Source organism: Bradyrhizobium sp. IC4059, from assembly GCF_020193615.1.
In the GTDB taxonomy this organism is placed as follows: Bacteria; Pseudomonadota; Alphaproteobacteria; order Rhizobiales; family Xanthobacteraceae; genus Bradyrhizobium; species Bradyrhizobium yuanmingense.
On record NZ_JADYVH010000019.1, the window covers coordinates 36,152 to 52,277 of the forward strand.

General features: G+C 65.1%; 15 protein-coding genes. 6 read left to right on the forward strand and 9 right to left on the reverse strand.

Annotated features, from left to right (window positions below):
* Positions 1-44: 44 nt before the first annotated feature.
* Positions 45-2,249, forward strand: coding sequence for a primosomal protein N' (locus tag I6F12_RS35145; protein ID WP_225158376.1), 2,205 nt, complete (start codon positions 45-47; stop codon positions 2,247-2,249).
* 225 nt (positions 2,250-2,474) lie between these two features.
* Here I6F12_RS35145 and I6F12_RS35150 read toward each other — a convergent pair whose 3' ends face one another.
* Positions 2,475-2,969, reverse strand: coding sequence for a septal ring lytic transglycosylase RlpA family protein (locus tag I6F12_RS35150; RefSeq protein WP_036008760.1), 495 nt, complete (start codon positions 2,967-2,969; stop codon positions 2,475-2,477).
* A gap of 659 nt (positions 2,970-3,628) precedes the next feature.
* Between I6F12_RS35150 and I6F12_RS35155 the strand changes: the two genes are divergently transcribed.
* From I6F12_RS35155 to I6F12_RS35175, 5 genes are all read left to right on the forward strand, one after another.
* A complete protein-coding gene (locus I6F12_RS35155) occupies positions 3,629-4,189 on the forward strand; it encodes a F0F1 ATP synthase subunit delta (protein ID WP_109141817.1) in 561 nt (186 codons plus the stop codon).
* Positions 4,189-5,718, forward strand: a complete 1,530-nt coding sequence (gene atpA, locus I6F12_RS35160; protein ID WP_036008755.1) for a F0F1 ATP synthase subunit alpha — start codon at positions 4,189-4,191, stop codon at positions 5,716-5,718. Before I6F12_RS35155 ends, atpA begins: the two co-directional genes overlap by 1 nt.
* A gap of 170 nt (positions 5,719-5,888) precedes the next feature.
* The gene (locus tag I6F12_RS35165) at positions 5,889-6,764 is read left to right on the forward strand and encodes a F0F1 ATP synthase subunit gamma (RefSeq protein WP_225158377.1); all 876 of its coding nucleotides are present in this window, start codon (positions 5,889-5,891) and stop codon (positions 6,762-6,764) included.
* A gap of 34 nt (positions 6,765-6,798) precedes the next feature.
* Entirely contained in the window at positions 6,799-8,241 is a 1,443-nt protein-coding gene (atpD, locus tag I6F12_RS35170) for a F0F1 ATP synthase subunit beta (protein WP_036008750.1), read from the forward strand.
* Positions 8,242-8,327: 86 nt separating this feature from the next.
* Positions 8,328-8,735 (forward strand): F0F1 ATP synthase subunit epsilon, encoded by a 408-nt coding sequence (locus I6F12_RS35175; protein ID WP_036008748.1) that lies wholly within the window; start codon positions 8,328-8,330, stop codon positions 8,733-8,735.
* Between the two features lie 170 nt (positions 8,736-8,905).
* Here I6F12_RS35175 and I6F12_RS35180 read toward each other — a convergent pair whose 3' ends face one another.
* The 8 genes from I6F12_RS35180 to I6F12_RS35215 all read right to left on the reverse strand — a co-directional run bounded on the left by I6F12_RS35180 (position 8,906) and on the right by I6F12_RS35215 (position 16,107).
* Positions 8,906-9,406, reverse strand: coding sequence for an RNA pyrophosphohydrolase (locus I6F12_RS35180; RefSeq protein WP_036024643.1), 501 nt, complete (start codon positions 9,404-9,406; stop codon positions 8,906-8,908).
* A gap of 197 nt (positions 9,407-9,603) precedes the next feature.
* Positions 9,604-10,110, reverse strand: a complete 507-nt coding sequence (locus I6F12_RS35185; protein WP_036024645.1) for an RNA pyrophosphohydrolase — start codon at positions 10,108-10,110, stop codon at positions 9,604-9,606.
* Between the two features lie 75 nt (positions 10,111-10,185).
* Positions 10,186-11,406, reverse strand: coding sequence for a divergent polysaccharide deacetylase family protein (locus I6F12_RS35190; protein WP_109141814.1), 1,221 nt, complete (start codon positions 11,404-11,406; stop codon positions 10,186-10,188).
* Positions 11,407-11,552: 146 nt separating this feature from the next.
* On the reverse strand, positions 11,553-12,914 hold the full coding sequence (locus tag I6F12_RS35195) for a S41 family peptidase (RefSeq protein WP_036008736.1): 1,362 nt from the start codon (positions 12,912-12,914) through the stop codon (positions 11,553-11,555).
* Complete coding sequence (locus tag I6F12_RS35200) at positions 12,911-14,290, reverse strand: peptidoglycan DD-metalloendopeptidase family protein (RefSeq protein ID WP_036008738.1); 1,380 nt, start codon at positions 14,288-14,290, stop codon at positions 12,911-12,913. The genes I6F12_RS35195 and I6F12_RS35200 overlap by 4 nt, the downstream gene beginning before the upstream one ends.
* A 32-nt stretch (positions 14,291-14,322) precedes the next feature.
* Positions 14,323-14,805: a 23S rRNA (pseudouridine(1915)-N(3))-methyltransferase RlmH gene (gene rlmH, locus I6F12_RS35205; RefSeq protein ID WP_036008734.1), complete on the reverse strand. Its 483-nt coding sequence runs from the start codon at positions 14,803-14,805 to the stop codon at positions 14,323-14,325.
* Between the two features lie 91 nt (positions 14,806-14,896).
* Positions 14,897-15,253 (reverse strand): ribosome silencing factor, encoded by a 357-nt coding sequence (gene rsfS, locus I6F12_RS35210; RefSeq protein ID WP_024338888.1) that lies wholly within the window; start codon positions 15,251-15,253, stop codon positions 14,897-14,899.
* Between the two features lie 209 nt (positions 15,254-15,462).
* Entirely contained in the window at positions 15,463-16,107 is a 645-nt protein-coding gene (locus I6F12_RS35215) for a nicotinate-nucleotide adenylyltransferase (RefSeq protein WP_225158378.1), read from the reverse strand.
* Positions 16,108-16,126 lie beyond the last annotated feature (19 nt).

The following is a 16,126-nucleotide window of genomic DNA, read 5'->3' on the forward strand; positions in this document are numbered from 1 at the left end:
GCGCGGCGCTAGCCTCAAGGCCTCAAGGTTCCGATTCCCCGCTCATGGACCAATCGCCGCGCAACGACACCGCCCCCGCCACCCGCATGGTCGACGTGCTGGTGCCGGTCGCGCTCGACCAGACCTATTCCTACAAGGTGCCGCGCGGCATGGAGCTGAAGGCGGGCGACCTCGTCGGCGTGCCGCTCGGTCCGCGCGAGGTGCTGGCCGTGGTCTGGGGCGAGAACGCCAATCCCGATCCGCGCCTGCATAACCGCCTCAAGGAGGTCAGCGAGAAGCTCGACATTCCGCCGCTCAAGCCGGAGCTGCGCTCGGTGGTGGACTGGGTCGCAAACTACACGCTGAGCCCGCGCGGCATGGTGCTGCGCATGTGCCTGCGCATGGGCGAAAATCTCGGCCCGGAGCGGGTGCGCGCCGGCGTGCGCCTGACCGGCGATCCGCCGAAGCGCCTGACACCGGCGCGCCAGCGCGTTATCACGCTGCTGTCGGACCGGCTGCTGCACGGCAAGTCCGAGGCGGCCAAGGAGGCCGGCGTCTCCTCGGGCGTGATCGACGGTCTCGTCGATGAAGGCACGCTCACAGTGGAGCCGATGCCGCCGCCGCCTCCGCCGCCGGCGCCCGATCCGGAATTCGGCCGGCCGGATTTTTCGCTGCTACAGCGTGCCGGTGTCGATGCGATGCGCGCGCTCGCGGCCAATGGCACCTTCCATGTCGCGCTGCTCGACGGCGTCACCGGCTCGGGCAAGACCGAGGTCTATTTCGAAGCGGTCGCCGAGGTGGTCCGCCGCGGCAAGCAGGCGCTGATCCTGATGCCGGAGATCGCGCTGACCGGCCAGTTCCTCGATCGCTTCGCGCAGCGTTTTGGCGTGCGGCCGATCGAATGGCATTCCGAGCTCACCCCGCGCTCCCGCGCGCGCAATTGGGCCGCGATCTCCGAAGGTTCGGCGCCGGTCGTGGTCGGCGCGCGTTCGGCGCTGTTTCTCCCTTACGCCAATCTTGGCCTCATCGTCGTCGATGAGGAGCACGACCAGGCCTACAAGCAGGACGACGGCGTGCACTACCACGCCCGTGACATGGCGGTGGTGCGCGGACATATCGCAAAAATTCCGGTCGTGCTGGCCTCCGCGACGCCGTCGGTGGAATCCGAGGTCAATGCGCGCAAGAACCGCTATCAGCGCATCGCGCTGCCCTCGCGCTTCGGCGGCCAGCACATGCCGCATATCGAGGCCATCGATTTGCGCCGCGAGCCGCCCGCGCGCGGCCGCTTCATCTCGCCGCGGCTCGCCGGCGAGATCAGGACCGCGATCGAGCGGCGCGAGCAGGCGCTGCTCTTCCTCAATCGCCGCGGCTATGCGCCGCTGACGCTGTGCCGTGCCTGCGGCCATCGCTTCGCCTGCACCATCTGCGATGCCTGGCTGGTCGATCATCGCTTTCGCCAGCGCCTCGTCTGTCACCATTGCGGCTTCTCGATGCCGCGCCCGCACATCTGCCCGAACTGTTCGGCCGAGGAATCGCTGGTCGCGGTCGGACCCGGCGTCGAGCGCCTGCAGGAGGAGGCGGCCGCGTTGTTCCCGCAAGCGCGCACCATGGTGCTGTCGAGCGATCTCATCACCTCGATTGAGACGATGCGAAGCGAGCTCGCCGAGATCGCGGAGGGCCGCGTCGACATCATCATCGGCACGCAGCTCGTGGCCAAGGGCCACAACTTCCCGCGGCTCAATCTGGTCGGCGTGGTCGATGCCGATCTCGGCCTTTCCAACGGCGATCCGCGCGCGGCGGAGCGCACCTGGCAATTGCTCAATCAGGTAATCGGCCGCGCCGGCCGCGAGCAGGGCCGCGGCGTCGGCTATCTCCAGACCCATCAGCCCGACCATCCCGTGATGCGGGCGCTGATCGCCTGCGACCGCGAGGCCTTCTACGACAGCGAGATCGAGCTGCGCGAAAAGACGCTCTATCCGCCGTTCGGCCGGCTCGCCAGCCTCATCATCTCTGCCGGCGATCGCCCGGGCGCCGAAGGCTTCGGCCGCAAGCTCGTCGCGCTCGCGCCGCGCGACGAGCGCGTCGTCGTGCTCGGCCCCGCCGAAGCGCCGCTCGCCGTCATCAAGGGCCGCTACCGCTTCCGCATCCTGGTGAAATCGGCGCGCGGTTTCGACCTGTCGGACTATTTGCGCAACTGGCTCGCGGTCTGCCCGAAGCCGACAGGCAATCTGAAGCTGGAAGTCGACGTCGATCCGCAGAGCTTTTTGTAGGGCCACCGCAGCCATACCCTCTACTGTCATTCCGGGGCGCGCGTAGCGCGAGCCCGGAATCCATCGGGCGGCAGAGTTTGTGGATGAATGGATTCCGGGTTCGCGCTCCGCGCGCCCGGAATGACAAAACAAAAAAAGCCCGCGGTCCCCCAAGACCGCGGGCTTGTTTCACGTGCGCAGCAAACTGATGAAAACTGCGCGTTCGATCAGGCGCGGATCGCGCCTTTAGGAGACGACTTCCGCGGTGACGCGGCCGACGCCGCGGCTGGTGAGGCCGATGGCGCGGGCGGCACCCGTGGAGAGGTCGAGCACACGCCCGCGAATGAACGGGCCGCGGTCGTTGATGGTGACGATGACGCTCTGGCTGCCATGGGTGACGCGCAGCTTGGTGCCGAAGGGCAGCGAACGGTGCGCCGCGGTCATGGCGTTCTGGTTGAAGCGCTGGCCCGAGGCGGTCTTGCTACCGGACTCATTGCCGTAGAAGGACGCGATGCCGGAGAAGCTGCGGCCCGTGCCGGAGGTCGGTGTCATCGACGCATTGGCATTGCGCCAATCGGAGGTCGCGTTGGCCTCGGTCTGGGCGTGGTGGCGGTGGTGATGCCGATGCTTGGATTTGGCGGAAGCTTCGGTGGCAGTTCCACCGACGAGGAGAGTTGCGGCGACGAAAGCAATCGCCGTACGCGGCCGGGTCACAAAGCCCAGCGTCTTCAAAGACAGCATTTAATGGTCCCTAAGCTAGTATTGCCACATTTGTGGCAAGTGGAGCCCCCATCAGTTTGTGAGCGATTTGGCGTTTCGATTCCCAATGAGGCGTGAATTGGGCAGTAAATCCAGTATGTGTCGTCGTGAAATATCTTGTTACCGTCGCGAGATATTCATCCGATATCCCGTAATCTTCGCCTTTAACGATTTATTAACCTCTAATTTACTTGCGAATATTGTAAAGCGAAGTCATCGCCTCTAGCGTTTAGAATTCGATAAGTATTCGGGGGGTGGAACTGGCGGGAACGGATTCACGCTTCAGCGATCCGTGTTCATGGCCGCTATGCGCTGTGGGCAGGAACCAATGGGAGGTGTCGCGGCAGGGCTGGCGCTGAATTCCGTGACGTGGCAGGTCGCCGCCTCTGTCGGCCCCTCCCGCGCGCAATGTGTTGCGAGGCTGCGACGAACTGGCGACAGAACCTCATGCCTTTAGTTTGGCGTCATGTTGCACCTGCGCACCTGCTATGTTAGCAAAGCCGCGATTTTAACGAGCCCGGCACCTCCCGTGCTGGTCGGAAATCGAAGTCCCGCTTGAATTCCAAGGGCTTGGATCGCTAGGCGCCGCTTCGTGGCGACGGTTTTTCCCTTGCGAGTTTGACAGCAAAAAGAGCGCGTCTGTGGCTGCAGAAGATACGTCCGTTTCAGGTGTGTCCGGCCGTTATGCAACGGCCTTGTTCGAGCTGGCCCGCGACCAGAACGTGGTCGACGAGGTCAAAGCCGATCTTGATAAATTCGATGCCTTGCTGAACGAAAGCGCTGATCTCAAGCGCCTCGTCCGCAGCCCGGTGTTCGCCGCCGATGCCCAGTCCAAGGCCCTTTCGGCCGTGCTGGACAAGGCGGGCATCGCCGGCATCACCGCCAACTTTCTGAAAGTGCTGACCGCCAATCGCCGCCTGTTCGCGGTGGCCGACGTCAGCCGCGCCTACCGCGCCCTCGTGGCCCGGTTCAAGGGCGAGACGACGGCCGACGTCACGGTGGCGGAGGCGCTCTCAGACAAGAATCTCGATGCCCTCAAGGTTGCCCTGAAGTCGGTGACCGGCAAGGACGTCGCGCTGAACGTGAAAGTCGATCCCTCGATCATCGGTGGCCTCGTCGTCAAGCTGGGCAGCCGCATGGTGGATGGTTCGCTTCGCACCAAACTCAATTCGATCAAGCACGCGATGAAAGAGGCAGGCTGATGGACATCCGCGCCGCGGAAATTTCCGCGATCCTCAAGGACCAGATCAAGAATTTCGGCCAGGAAGCTGAAGTCTCCGAAGTCGGACAGGTGCTGTCCGTCGGCGACGGTATCGCCCGCGTCTACGGTCTGGACAACGTCCAGGCCGGTGAAATGGTCGAGTTCGAGAACGGCACCCGCGGCATGGCGCTGAACCTCGAAACCGACAACGTCGGTGTCGTTATTTTCGGTGCCGACCGCGAGATCAAGGAAGGCCAGACCGTCAAGCGCACCCGCGCCATCGTGGACGCGCCGGTCGGCAAGGGCCTGCTTGGCCGCGTCGTCGACGCGCTCGGCAATCCCATCGACGGCAAGGGCCCGATCCAGGCTGAGAAGCGCATGCGCGTCGACGTCAAGGCGCCCGGCATCATTCCGCGCAAGTCGGTGAACGAGCCGATGGCAACCGGCCTCAAGGCCATCGACGCCCTGATCCCGATCGGCCGCGGCCAGCGCGAGCTGATCATCGGCGACCGCCAGACCGGTAAGACCGCGATCGCGCTCGACACCATCCTGAACCAGAAGCCGCTCAACGCGCAGCCGGACGAGAACATCAAGCTGTACTGCGTCTACGTCGCGGTCGGCCAGAAGCGTTCGACCGTCGCCCAGTTCGTGAAGGTGCTGGAAGAGCAGGGCGCGCTCGAATACTCGATCGTCGTCGCCGCCACCGCCTCCGATCCGGCGCCGATGCAGTACATCGCGCCCTTTACCGGCTGCACCATGGGCGAGTACTTCCGCGACAACGGCATGCACGCGGTCATCATCTATGACGATCTGTCCAAGCAGGCCGTCGCCTACCGTCAGATGTCGCTGCTGCTGCGCCGCCCGCCGGGCCGCGAAGCCTATCCCGGCGACGTGTTCTATCTGCACTCCCGCCTGCTCGAGCGCGCGGCGAAGCTGAACAAGGACATGGGCTCGGGCTCGCTGACGGCGCTGCCTGTCATCGAAACCCAGGCCAACGACGTGTCGGCTTACATCCCGACCAACGTCATCTCGATCACCGACGGCCAGATCTTCCTGGAAACCGACCTGTTCTTCCAGGGCATCCGTCCTGCCGTGAACGTCGGTCTGTCGGTGTCGCGCGTCGGTTCGTCGGCGCAGACCAAGGCCACCAAGAAGGTCGCCGGCAAGATCAAGGGCGAGCTCGCGCAGTACCGCGAAATGGCGGCGTTCGCGCAGTTCGGCTCCGACCTCGACGCCTCGACCCAGCGCCTGCTCAACCGCGGCTCGCGCCTCACCGAGCTGCTCAAGCAGCCGCAGTTCTCGCCGCTGAAGATGGAAGAGCAGGTCTGCGTGATCTGGGCCGGCACCAACGGCTATCTCGATCCGCTCCCGCTCAACAAGGTGCGCGCGTTCGAGGACGGCCTGCTCTCGCTGCTGCGCGGCAAGCACGCCGACATCCTCAACGCGATTCGCGACAGCCGCGATCTCTCCGACGATACCGCTGCCAAGCTGAAGTCGGTGGTCGAGGGCTTCGCGAAGTCTTTCTCATAAGAAGGCTGTCATGGCCGGGCCAAAGCGCGAAGCGCGTCTTCGCAACTGAAGTCCCGGCCATCCACGTCTTGTGCGTGGAAGACGGAGAACGTGGATGCCCGGGACACGCCCGGGCATGACGAAAGGATAGGGTCGCGGTCGAGCCGCAGGCTGATCGCTGGGGACGAAGAATGGCGTCACTTAAAGACATGCGCGTCCGCATCGCCTCCACCAAGGCGACGCAAAAGATCACCAAGGCCATGCAGATGGTCGCGGCCTCCAAGCTGCGCCGCGCGCAGACCGCCGCGGAAGCGGCGCGTCCCTATGCCGACAAGATGAGCGCGGTGATCTCCAACATCGCCAGCGCCGCGGTCGGCTCGCCCGGCGCACCGGTGCTGCTGGCCGGCACCGGCCGGGACCAGGTTCATCTGCTGCTGGTCTGCACCGGCGAGCGCGGCCTGTCCGGCGCCTTCAACTCCTCGATCGTGCGTCTCGCCCGCGAGCGCGCTCTGGCGCTCGCTGCGCAGGGCAAGGAGGTGAAATTCTTCTGCGTCGGCCGCAAGGGTTACGAGCAGCTCCGCCGCCAGTTCGACAAGCAGATCGTCGAGCACATGGACCTGCGCAGCGTCCGCCAGCTCGGCTTCGTCAACGCCGAGGAGATCGCCAAGAAGGTTCTGGCGCGCTTCGACAACGGCGAATTCGACGTCTGCACGCTGTTCTATTCGCAATTCAAGTCGGTGATTGCACAGGTCCCCACCGCACAACAGATCATTCCGCTGGTTGTCGAGGAAGGCGCTGCGAATGGCAGCGCGACCTCTTACGAATATGAGCCGGAGGAGGACGAGATCCTCACGCGCCTGTTGCCGCGCAACCTCGCGGTGCAGATCTTCCGCGCCCTGCTCGAGAACAACGCATCGTTCTACGGTGCGCAGATGTCGGCGATGGACAACGCCACCCGCAACGCCGGGGAAATGATCCGCAAGCAGACGCTGGTCTACAACCGCACGCGTCAGGCTCAGATCACCAAGGAACTCATCGAAATCATCTCCGGCGCAGAAGCAGTCTGACCGGACACGAAATTCGGATCGAAGGAGACAGTAAATGGCTACAGCAGCCACACAGATCGGTCGCGTTACCCAGGTCATGGGCGCCGTCGTCGACGTGCAGTTCGAAGGCCACCTGCCGGCCATTCTCAACTCGCTCGAAACCAAGAACGGCAACAACCGCCTGGTGCTGGAAGTCGCGCAGCATCTCGGCGAGTCGACCGTCCGCACCATCGCGATGGACGCCACCGAAGGTCTGGTGCGCGGCCAGGAAGTGACCGACACCGGTCAGCCGATCTCGGTTCCCGTGGGGGACGGTACGCTGGGCCGCATCATGAACGTCATCGGCGAGCCGATCGACGAGGCCGGCCCGATCAAGTCGGAAGGCACCCGCGCCATCCACCAGGAAGCGCCGACCTACACCGACCAGTCGACTGAAGCCGAAATTCTCGTCACCGGCATCAAGGTCGTCGATCTGCTCGCTCCGTATGCGAAGGGCGGCAAGATCGGCCTGTTCGGCGGCGCCGGCGTCGGCAAGACCGTGCTGATTCAGGAGCTGATCAACAACGTCGCGAAGGCGCACGGCGGTTACTCCGTGTTCGCCGGCGTCGGCGAACGCACCCGCGAGGGCAACGACCTCTATCACGAGTTCATTGAGTCCAAGGTCAACGCCGATCCGCACAATCCGGATCCGAGCGTGAAGTCGAAGTGCGCGCTGGTGTTCGGTCAGATGAACGAGCCGCCGGGCGCCCGCGCCCGCGTCGGCCTGACCGGTCTGACCGTCGCCGAGCACTTCCGCGACCAGGGCCAGGACGTGCTGTTCTTCGTCGACAACATCTTCCGCTTCACGCAAGCGGGTTCGGAAGTGTCGGCGCTGCTCGGCCGCATTCCTTCGGCGGTGGGTTATCAGCCGACGCTCGCGACCGACATGGGCGCGCTGCAGGAGCGCATCACCACCACGCAAAAGGGCTCGATCACCTCGGTGCAGGCCATCTACGTGCCGGCCGACGACTTGACCGACCCGGCGCCCGCGACCTCGTTCGCGCACTTGGACGCCACCACGGTGCTGTCGCGCGCGATCTCGGAAAAGGGCATCTATCCGGCGGTGGACCCGCTCGACTCGACCTCGCGCATGCTCTCGCCGCTGGTCGTCGGCGAGGAGCACTACACCGTCGCCCGTCAGGTCCAGCAGGTGCTGCAGCGCTACAAGTCGCTCCAGGACATCATCGCCATTCTCGGCATGGACGAGCTTTCGGAAGAGGACAAGCTGACGGTGGCCCGCGCCCGCAAGATCGAGCGCTTCCTGTCGCAGCCGTTCCACGTCGCCGAAATCTTCACGGGTTCGCCGGGCAAGTTCGTGGACCTCGCCGACACCATCAAGGGCTTCAAGGGCCTGGTGGAAGGCAAGTACGATCACCTGCCGGAAGCTGCCTTCTACATGGTCGGCACCATCGAAGAAGCCGTCGAGAAAGGCAAGAAGCTGGCGGCGGAAGCCGCCTAAGAGGCGAATGGCGAATGGGAAGTGGCGAATAGAAGCTGCTCCCGTCCGCCACTCGCTATTCGCCACTCGCTACTCGCAGGTTTCCTATGGCCACCTTCCATTTCGATCTCGTCTCTCCGGAAAAGCTCGCCTTCTCGGGTGAGGTCGATCAGGTCGACATCCCCGGCGCCGAGGGTGATTTCGGCGTGCTGGCGGGGCATGCGCCGGTCGTGGCTGCGATCCGGCCCGGCATTCTCACCGTCACCACCGGCGGCCGCCACGAGAAGATCATCGTGCTCGGCGGCCTTGCCGAAGTCTCCGAAAAGGGTCTCACCGTGCTCGCCGACGTCGCGACCTCGCTGGACGAGCTCGACCGTGTCCAGTTCGCCGAGACGATCGCGGAGATGGAAGAGAACTTGAAGGAGCACGAAGGCACCGAGCTCGATCAGGCCATCGAGCGGCTCGACCACTTCAAGAGCATCCAGCATCAGCTCAACGCCACGGCTATGCACTAAGCCCCGGGGCACCGCTCCGGGGCTCGATCTCCAAATTCCTGAACAGTTTCAGCGCTCGTCACGGTCGTGGCGGGCGCTGAAACTTTATTGCGCTATCGCTGGCGCTGTCGCCTATTTTATCGCGGCGCGTCAGTCACTTCGCTACTGTGCATGGGGTTGTTTTCGAGAGTTCAGTCGGCGAGGTGCGCAAACTCCTGTGCCACCGCGCGGTAGACCTCGCGGCGGAACGGCACCACGAGGTCGGCGACACGGCCGAGGCGCTCCCAGCGCCAGGCGTCGAACTCGGCGGGCTGGCCGTTGCGCGGCGTCAGCGGATCGATCTCGTCGTCCGTGCCGGTGAAGCGCAGCGCGAACCATTTCTGGCGCTGGCCGCGAAATTTCGCCAGCCGGTGCGTCTGCGGTCCGTCGTAAGGCGGGAATTCATAGGTGAACCAGTCGGTCTCGCCGAGATAGTCGGCACTGACGACGTTGGTCTCCTCCCACAGCTCGCGCATCGCCGCATCACGCAGGTTCTCGCCCTCGTCGACGCCGCCCTGCGGCATCTGCCAGTCGAGCCCCGGCAGGATGATCTCGGGTCCGTCACCCTTGAAGCGATGGCCGATCAGCACGCGGCCGTCGGCGTTGAACAGCGCGATGCCGACGTTCGGGCGGTAGGGTTTGTGGGTCGTCACGCGTAACCTTCTCTCGTCATTCCGGGGCGCGCGAAGCGCGAGCTCTGGTGCGCAATTGCGCACCTGAGAATCCATAACCACAGGCCACAATGGGTTGAAAGGCCGTGGCTGCTATCCTTCGCACAGCTTCTGCCTGGGAGTATGGATCCCCGCCTTCGCGGGGATGACGACCGAGCGAGCCGCGACAGGTGATCTGATCACCCCTCCGCCAGCGCAGAAAATTCCTGCACCACGCGCTCATAGACTGGGCGCTTGAACGGGATGATCAACTCAGGGAGATTCTTCATCGACTCCCAGCGCCAGCTCACGAATTCCGCCTTGTGGCCGCCGCCGCCGGGATGCTCGACGTTGATCTCGCTGTCCTTGCCGGTGAAGCGCACCGCGTACCATTTCTGGCGCTGGCCGCGGTAGCGGCCCTTCCAGGCGCGCCCGGCAACGGTGCGCGGAATGTCGTAAGTGAGCCAGTCCGGGACCTCGCCGAGCCGCTCGACCGAGCGGACGCTGGTCTCCTCGTAGAGCTCGCGCTTGGCCGCTTCCCAGGTGTCCTCGCCGGGATCGACCCCGCCCTGCGGCATCTGCCAGACGTGGGTGTCGTCGACATGCTCGATGCCGCCGGCGCGGCGGCCGATGAACACCAGTCCCTTTGGATTGATCAGCATCACACCGACACAGGTCCGGTAGGGCAGATCCTCGTAACGCGCCATTCCGCCAGACCTCTTGCCTGCTTCTTGGGAAGGCATGCCGGCCCCGCGAGACCCGCGCCGAACCAATTCGTTGATTTAGCTGGATTTTGATTTCAGCATCGCGGTTGTCAATGGCACCAAAAGGATACCTCGGTCGCCCAGTGTCTTGGTCCAGGCGCTGATGCGCTCGATCGAGACGGGCAGGGCGGAGGCCGTGCCGACGGCGATGCCGCGCTCGCGCGCCGCCGATTCCAGCTTGTTGAGGGCGCGGTCGATCTCGGTCGCCGTCGGCACCGCGTCGATGGCGATATCGCCCTTGCCGAACGGCACGGCCTGGTTCGCCGCGGCCTGGGGCGCGATGCTGCGGGGCGAGGAGCCGTCGTCGAAGAAGCCGAGCCCGCGCTTGGCCGCCTCGCGGATGATCGGCTGCATCGCCGGCTCCGTGGCGATGAAGCGGGCGCCCATGAAATTGGTGAGGCCGGCATAGCCCTGCATCCGGCTGAGGTGCCAGTACAGGCGGTCCATGTTCTGGTCGGGGCTGAGCGAGGTCAGCAGCGTCTGCGGCCCCGGATCGTTGTCGGGGAAGTCGTAGGGCTCCATCGGGATCTGGAGGAAGATCTCGTGGCGCTGCGCCCGCGCCCGCTCGGCGAGCTTGCCGGGGTCGGAGCCGTAGGGCGTGAAGGCCAGCGTCACCGCCGGCGGCAGCTTCATGATGGCGTCCAGGGTCTTGGCGGCGCCGACGCCGAGGCCGCCGATCACGATCGCGACCACCGGCATCTTGGCGGCCTTGGCGCGGTCGGCGTCCGCCGCATAGACGTTGAACGGCCTCAGCCCGTCGGCGACCACCGGGATCATGCCGTAGCGCGATTTCTCCAGCAGCTTCGGATTGATCCCGGTCATGACGGGCGGCGGGGCGGATGCAGCCTCGCCCTTGTCGGCGGCATCGCCCCCGCCGATCACCACGTCGCGGCGGGCGCCGGTGGAGCCATCGATCATGGTGATGGTCCTCTGCTCGCCGGGCGCGGCCTGCTTCGGCGTTTCCTTGGTCTCGTGCTTGGTTTCCTGGCCTTGGCCGATGGCAGACTTGTCGTCCGTGGCCTTCTCGGCCGGCCTGAGCTGGTTGATCGCGATCCGGCTCATCGGCTCACCGCCGAGCGGGTCCTTGTTGAAGATGGCGAAGCCGGCAAAGGTAACCAGGAACAGGCCGAGCAGAACAGCGAGCAGCTGCATAGACGTGAACGGCAGCCGCAGCCGCCGTTTGCGGCGCGGCTTATCCTGTCCGAGCGGGGCGCTCAGATCATCGGCCGTTTCAGTCATGCGCGATCCCGAATCACTCCAGCCGACGATACCACGCCGAGGTCAAGCGGCGGCAGGCCGGGATAGGCCGGAGGCAGCAGCAGTTCCCAAGCAAAAAGGGCGGCTTCGGGAAGCCGCCCTTTCGCTGGATCGCGTGATACGCCGACCTAGTTCGCCGCTTTGGCCTTGTCGGTCGCCGCCTTGTTGTCGTTGCCGGGCGTCGGCGCCGCGGAGGCGCTGTTCTTGATGCCGTGGAGCAGGTCGCCGGCGAGCTTGAGCGCCTTGTCGTCCTTGGCGTCCGGCGGGACGTAGGACTGCGAGCCCGTCTTCTCGTCGCCGTCGTTCTTCAGGTGGCCGCGCAGCGAAGCCTCGCCCTTGGTGTCGGTGCGCGACTTCAGCTCGTCCGGCACGTCCTGCAGCACTTCGATATCGGGCACGATGCCCTTGGCCTGGATCGACTTGCCCGACGGCGTGTAATAGCGCGCGGTGGTCAGCCGCAGCGCGCCGTTGCCGCTGCCGAGCGGAATGATGGTCTGCACCGAGCCCTTGCCGAACGAGCGCGTGCCGACGATGGTCGCGCGCTTGTGGTCCTGCAGCGCGCCGGCGACGATTTCCGACGCCGAGGCCGAGCCGCCATTGACCAGCACGATGACCGGCCTGCCCTTGGTCAGGTCGCCCGTATGCGCGGCGCGGCGCTGGGTCTCCTCGGCATTGCGGCCGCGGGTCGAGACGATCTCGCCCTTCTCGAGGAACGAGTCGGAGACGGTGACCGCTTCCTCGAGCAGGCCGCCCGGATTGTTGCGGAGGTCGATGATGAAGCCCTTGAGCTTGTCGCCGCCGATCTGGTTCGTGAGGTTGCCGATCTCGCGCTTCAGGCCTTCGGTGGTCTGCTCGTTGAAGGTGGTGATGCGGATATAGCCGATGTCATCCTGCTCGACGCGCGCGCGCACCGAGCGGACGCGGATGTTGTCGCGCACCAACGTGACGTCGAGCGGATTGTCCTGGCCCTTGCGGATGATCTTGAGCTTGATCTTGGTGTTGACTGGACCGCGCATCTTCTCGACCGCCTGGTTCAGGGTCAGGCCCTGCACCGCCTCGTCGTCGAGATTGGTGATGATGTCGTTGGCCATGACGCCGGCGCGCGAGGCGGGCGTGTCGTCGATCGGCGAGACCACCTTGATCAGGCCGTCCTCCATCGTGACCTCGATGCCGAGGCCGCCGAACTCGCCGCGGGTCTGCACCTGCATGTCGCGGAAGCTCTTCGCGTCCATGTAGCTCGAGTGCGGATCGAGGCCGGTAAGCATGCCGCTGATGGCGGATTCGATCAGCTTGGTGTCATCGGGCTTCTCTACATAATCGGAGCGCACGCGCTCGAACACGTCGCCGAACAGGTTGAGCTGGCGATAGGTGTCCGCGGTGGCGGCTCGCGCGCTGGAGCCCATGAACACCGCGCGCGGCTGGGTCACGAACAGCGTCAGCGCTGCACCGGTGGCGGCGCTGAGGAGGATTACTGAAGTCTTGCGCATCATCCGCGAACCTTCTCGCCTTCATTTGCGGCCCACCATGGGCCTGGATCGATTGGAGTGCCGTCTTTACGGAACTCGACATACAGCACAGGTTGACTCGCATTGGTGGCGAGAATGGAAGCGACCTGAGAGGTCGACCCCATGGTCGCGACCGGCTCCCCCGTGAGCACAAACTGGCCGATGTTGACCGAAATGCGCTCCATCCCGGCGATCAGGACATGATACCCGCCCCCGGCGTTTAGGATCAAGAGTTGTCCATAGCTGCGGAATGGGCCGGCATACACAACCCAGCCATCACACGGCGTCGTGACCTGGGCGCCGGGCTTGGTCGCCAGCGAAATGCCCTTCTGGACGCCGCCGACCCCGTCGGAACCGCCAAAGTCCCTGATCTTGTTACCGTTAACCGGAAACGGCAGGAGGCCCTTGGCCGAAGCGAAGGCGATCGCCGGGGTGGTGCGGGACTTGTCCTTGAACGCGCCCGGGCCCTGTTTGGCGCTGGCGGCCGCGTTTGCCGCCGCCAGTTTGGCCTCCTTGGCCTCGGCCTGCCTTGCGGCCTCGGCAGCCTTCTCGGCCGCCCTGGCGGCGGTTTGCAGATCCTGCTCCATCTTGGCGATCAGCCCCTGAAGATCGCCGACCTGCCTTGACAGCGCGATCGCGCGCGCGCTTTCGGCGTCGAGGTCTTTTTCCCGCGCGGACTGCTGACGCTGCCGTTCCTCGATCAGGGCGGTGAGCCGGGTCTGGTCGCTCCTGACCTTGTCGCGGTCGGAGGCGAGCTGATCGCGCTCGGTGGCTATGGTCTTGCGCAAGGCCACGAGCTCGCCGAGCTCGCTTGCGATCTTCTCGGCGCGGCCGCGCAATTCCGGCACGACGGCGCCAAGCAGCATCGCGGTGCGCAAGGATTGCAGCGCATCTTCGGGCCGCACCAGCAGCGCCGGCGGCGTGCGCCGGCCGGCGCGCTGCAAGGCCGCCAGCACCTCGACGATGTCGGCCCGGCGCGAATCCAGCGAAGCGCGCATCTGCTGCTCGCGGCCGTTCAGAGTTCGCAGCCGCGCTTCGGCCTCGTCGATCTTGGCTTCCACGGCGCGCACATTGGCGGCGGTGTCGATCAGCTGCTGATTGAGCTGGGTGCGGTCCTGGCCGAGCGCGGTGATCTCGGCCTTCAGCTTGGCCTGCGCTTCTTCCGCGCTTCGTTGCCTCGCGCGCGCGGCCTCCAGCTCCTGCTCGCGCTGCTTGATCGCATCGGGCGAGACCGCGGCAGTCTGCGGCGACGGCGCAACTGTCTGACCTTGCGTCTGAGCTTGCGCGAGGCTTTCTTCGGCGAAGAGGCTTGCGCCGGCAAGGCCGGTGATCAGCAGCAGGTTGAGGAGCGGCGCTCGCATCGTGTCGGCAAAGGTGCTCGTTGTGGCGCGCATCACGCGCGGTGATAGGGATGGCCGGCCAGGATGGTGGCGGCCCGATACAGCTGTTCCAGAAGCATGACGCGGACCATTTGGTGCGGCCAGGTCGCAGAGCCGAACGCGATCGCGAGCTTGGCCTTACGGCGCAATTCGGGCGAAAGTCCGTCCGCCCCTCCGATCACGAAAATAGTATGTCCGGCGCCCTCGTCGCGCCAGCGCGCCAGATGCCGTGCGAATACGGTGGACTCGAGATTCTGGCCGCGCTCGTCCAGCGCCACCAGGATCGCCTTATCAGGAATATGCGCCGAGATCGCCGCGGCCTCTTCGGCCATCCGTGTCGCGGCGTCGCGCGCGCGGCTTTCGGGAATTTCGTGGATGCCGAGCTCGCGGAATCCAAGCTTGCGGCCAGCCTCCTCGAACCGCTCGAAATAGCGGTCTGCAAGCTCCCGTTCGGGGCCCTGCTTCAGCCGGCCCACCGCAATGACAGCAACACGCATGATTCTTGAGTCGCGTTGACGAGACCGCGCGCAACAAGCGCGCGCACGACGCTAGCATGCGCGTCAGCCGATTCGAAATCGGCCTTCGAGCCTAGATCGCCTTCGCCGCCCCTGGGCCCTGCGTGTACAACCGCTCGAGGTTGTAGAACTCGCGGACCTCGGGTCTGAACACGTGCACGATCACGTCGCCGGAATCGATCAGCACCCAGTCGCAATTGGGCAAGCCCTCGACATGGATGTTTTTGATGCCGTTTTCCTTGAGGCTCTTGGTGACGTTTTCCGCGATCGCGCCGACGTGCCGGTTCACCCGGCCGGTGGTGACGATCATGTAGTCGGAGTACGCCGATTTGCCGCGAAGGTCGATGGTGACCGTCTCTTCCGCCTTCATGTCCTCGAGGCGGGAGAGGATCAGGCTCAGCGTCTTGTCGGCGTCGGGTTGCGCCTTCAAGGCCGCAGCTTTGGTCGATGTTTTACGCGTAGGCTTGGCAACCTTGGGTAAAACAGACTTGGACAATACAGATGCGGTCAGGGACCATTCCTTTCACTGTATCGCGAACGCCGAATCCGGGCGCCCACTGGTTACACTACATCATGTGGGGTTAAGGGTTTCAATATGCCAGAGAGACCGAAATCCCCACCAGGTCGGCACACTTCGTCTCACTTCGTACCTTTCCAGCTCCCGTCCGGGTTCCGTAGGCCGGTCGAGGACAGATTCAGCTTCAATCCGGTCAGGAACACCCAGGCCGGTGCCGGCCGATCCGCAAGCTGGACGGCCTTGTTCTCGGGCAGACGGTAGCGCGATAACGCCTGGGCCGCGGGCGAGCCGAGCGCGCGAAAACTCTGCGGGGGGCGATCGATCACGGCCATCGGCACCTGGGCGGCGATGCGCCGCCAGTCCTGCCAACGATGGAATTGAGCGAGATTGTCGGCGCCCATGATCCAGACGAAGCGCAAGCCAGGGAAGCGGCGGCGCAAGGTGTTGATCGTGTCGATAGTATAGCGGGTGCGAATGACGGATTCGAGACAGCTCACCTCGATGCGCGGATCATCGGCGACCTCGCGCGCGGCCTGCATGCGCTCGCCGAGCTCGTGCAGCGTGCCGTTCTCCTTGAGCGGATTGCCCGGCGTAACCAGCCACCAGACGCGATCGAGCTGCAATCGCTTCAGCGCGAAGCGGCTGATCGCGCGGTGCGCCTGATGCGGCGGGTTGAACGAGCCGCCGAGCAGGCCGATGCGCATGCCCGGCGTCGAGGCCGGAACCGCTTGCGCCACGAAGCGCGGCACGACGAGATTGTTGCTCAATGCCCGCGCCCCGCGACGT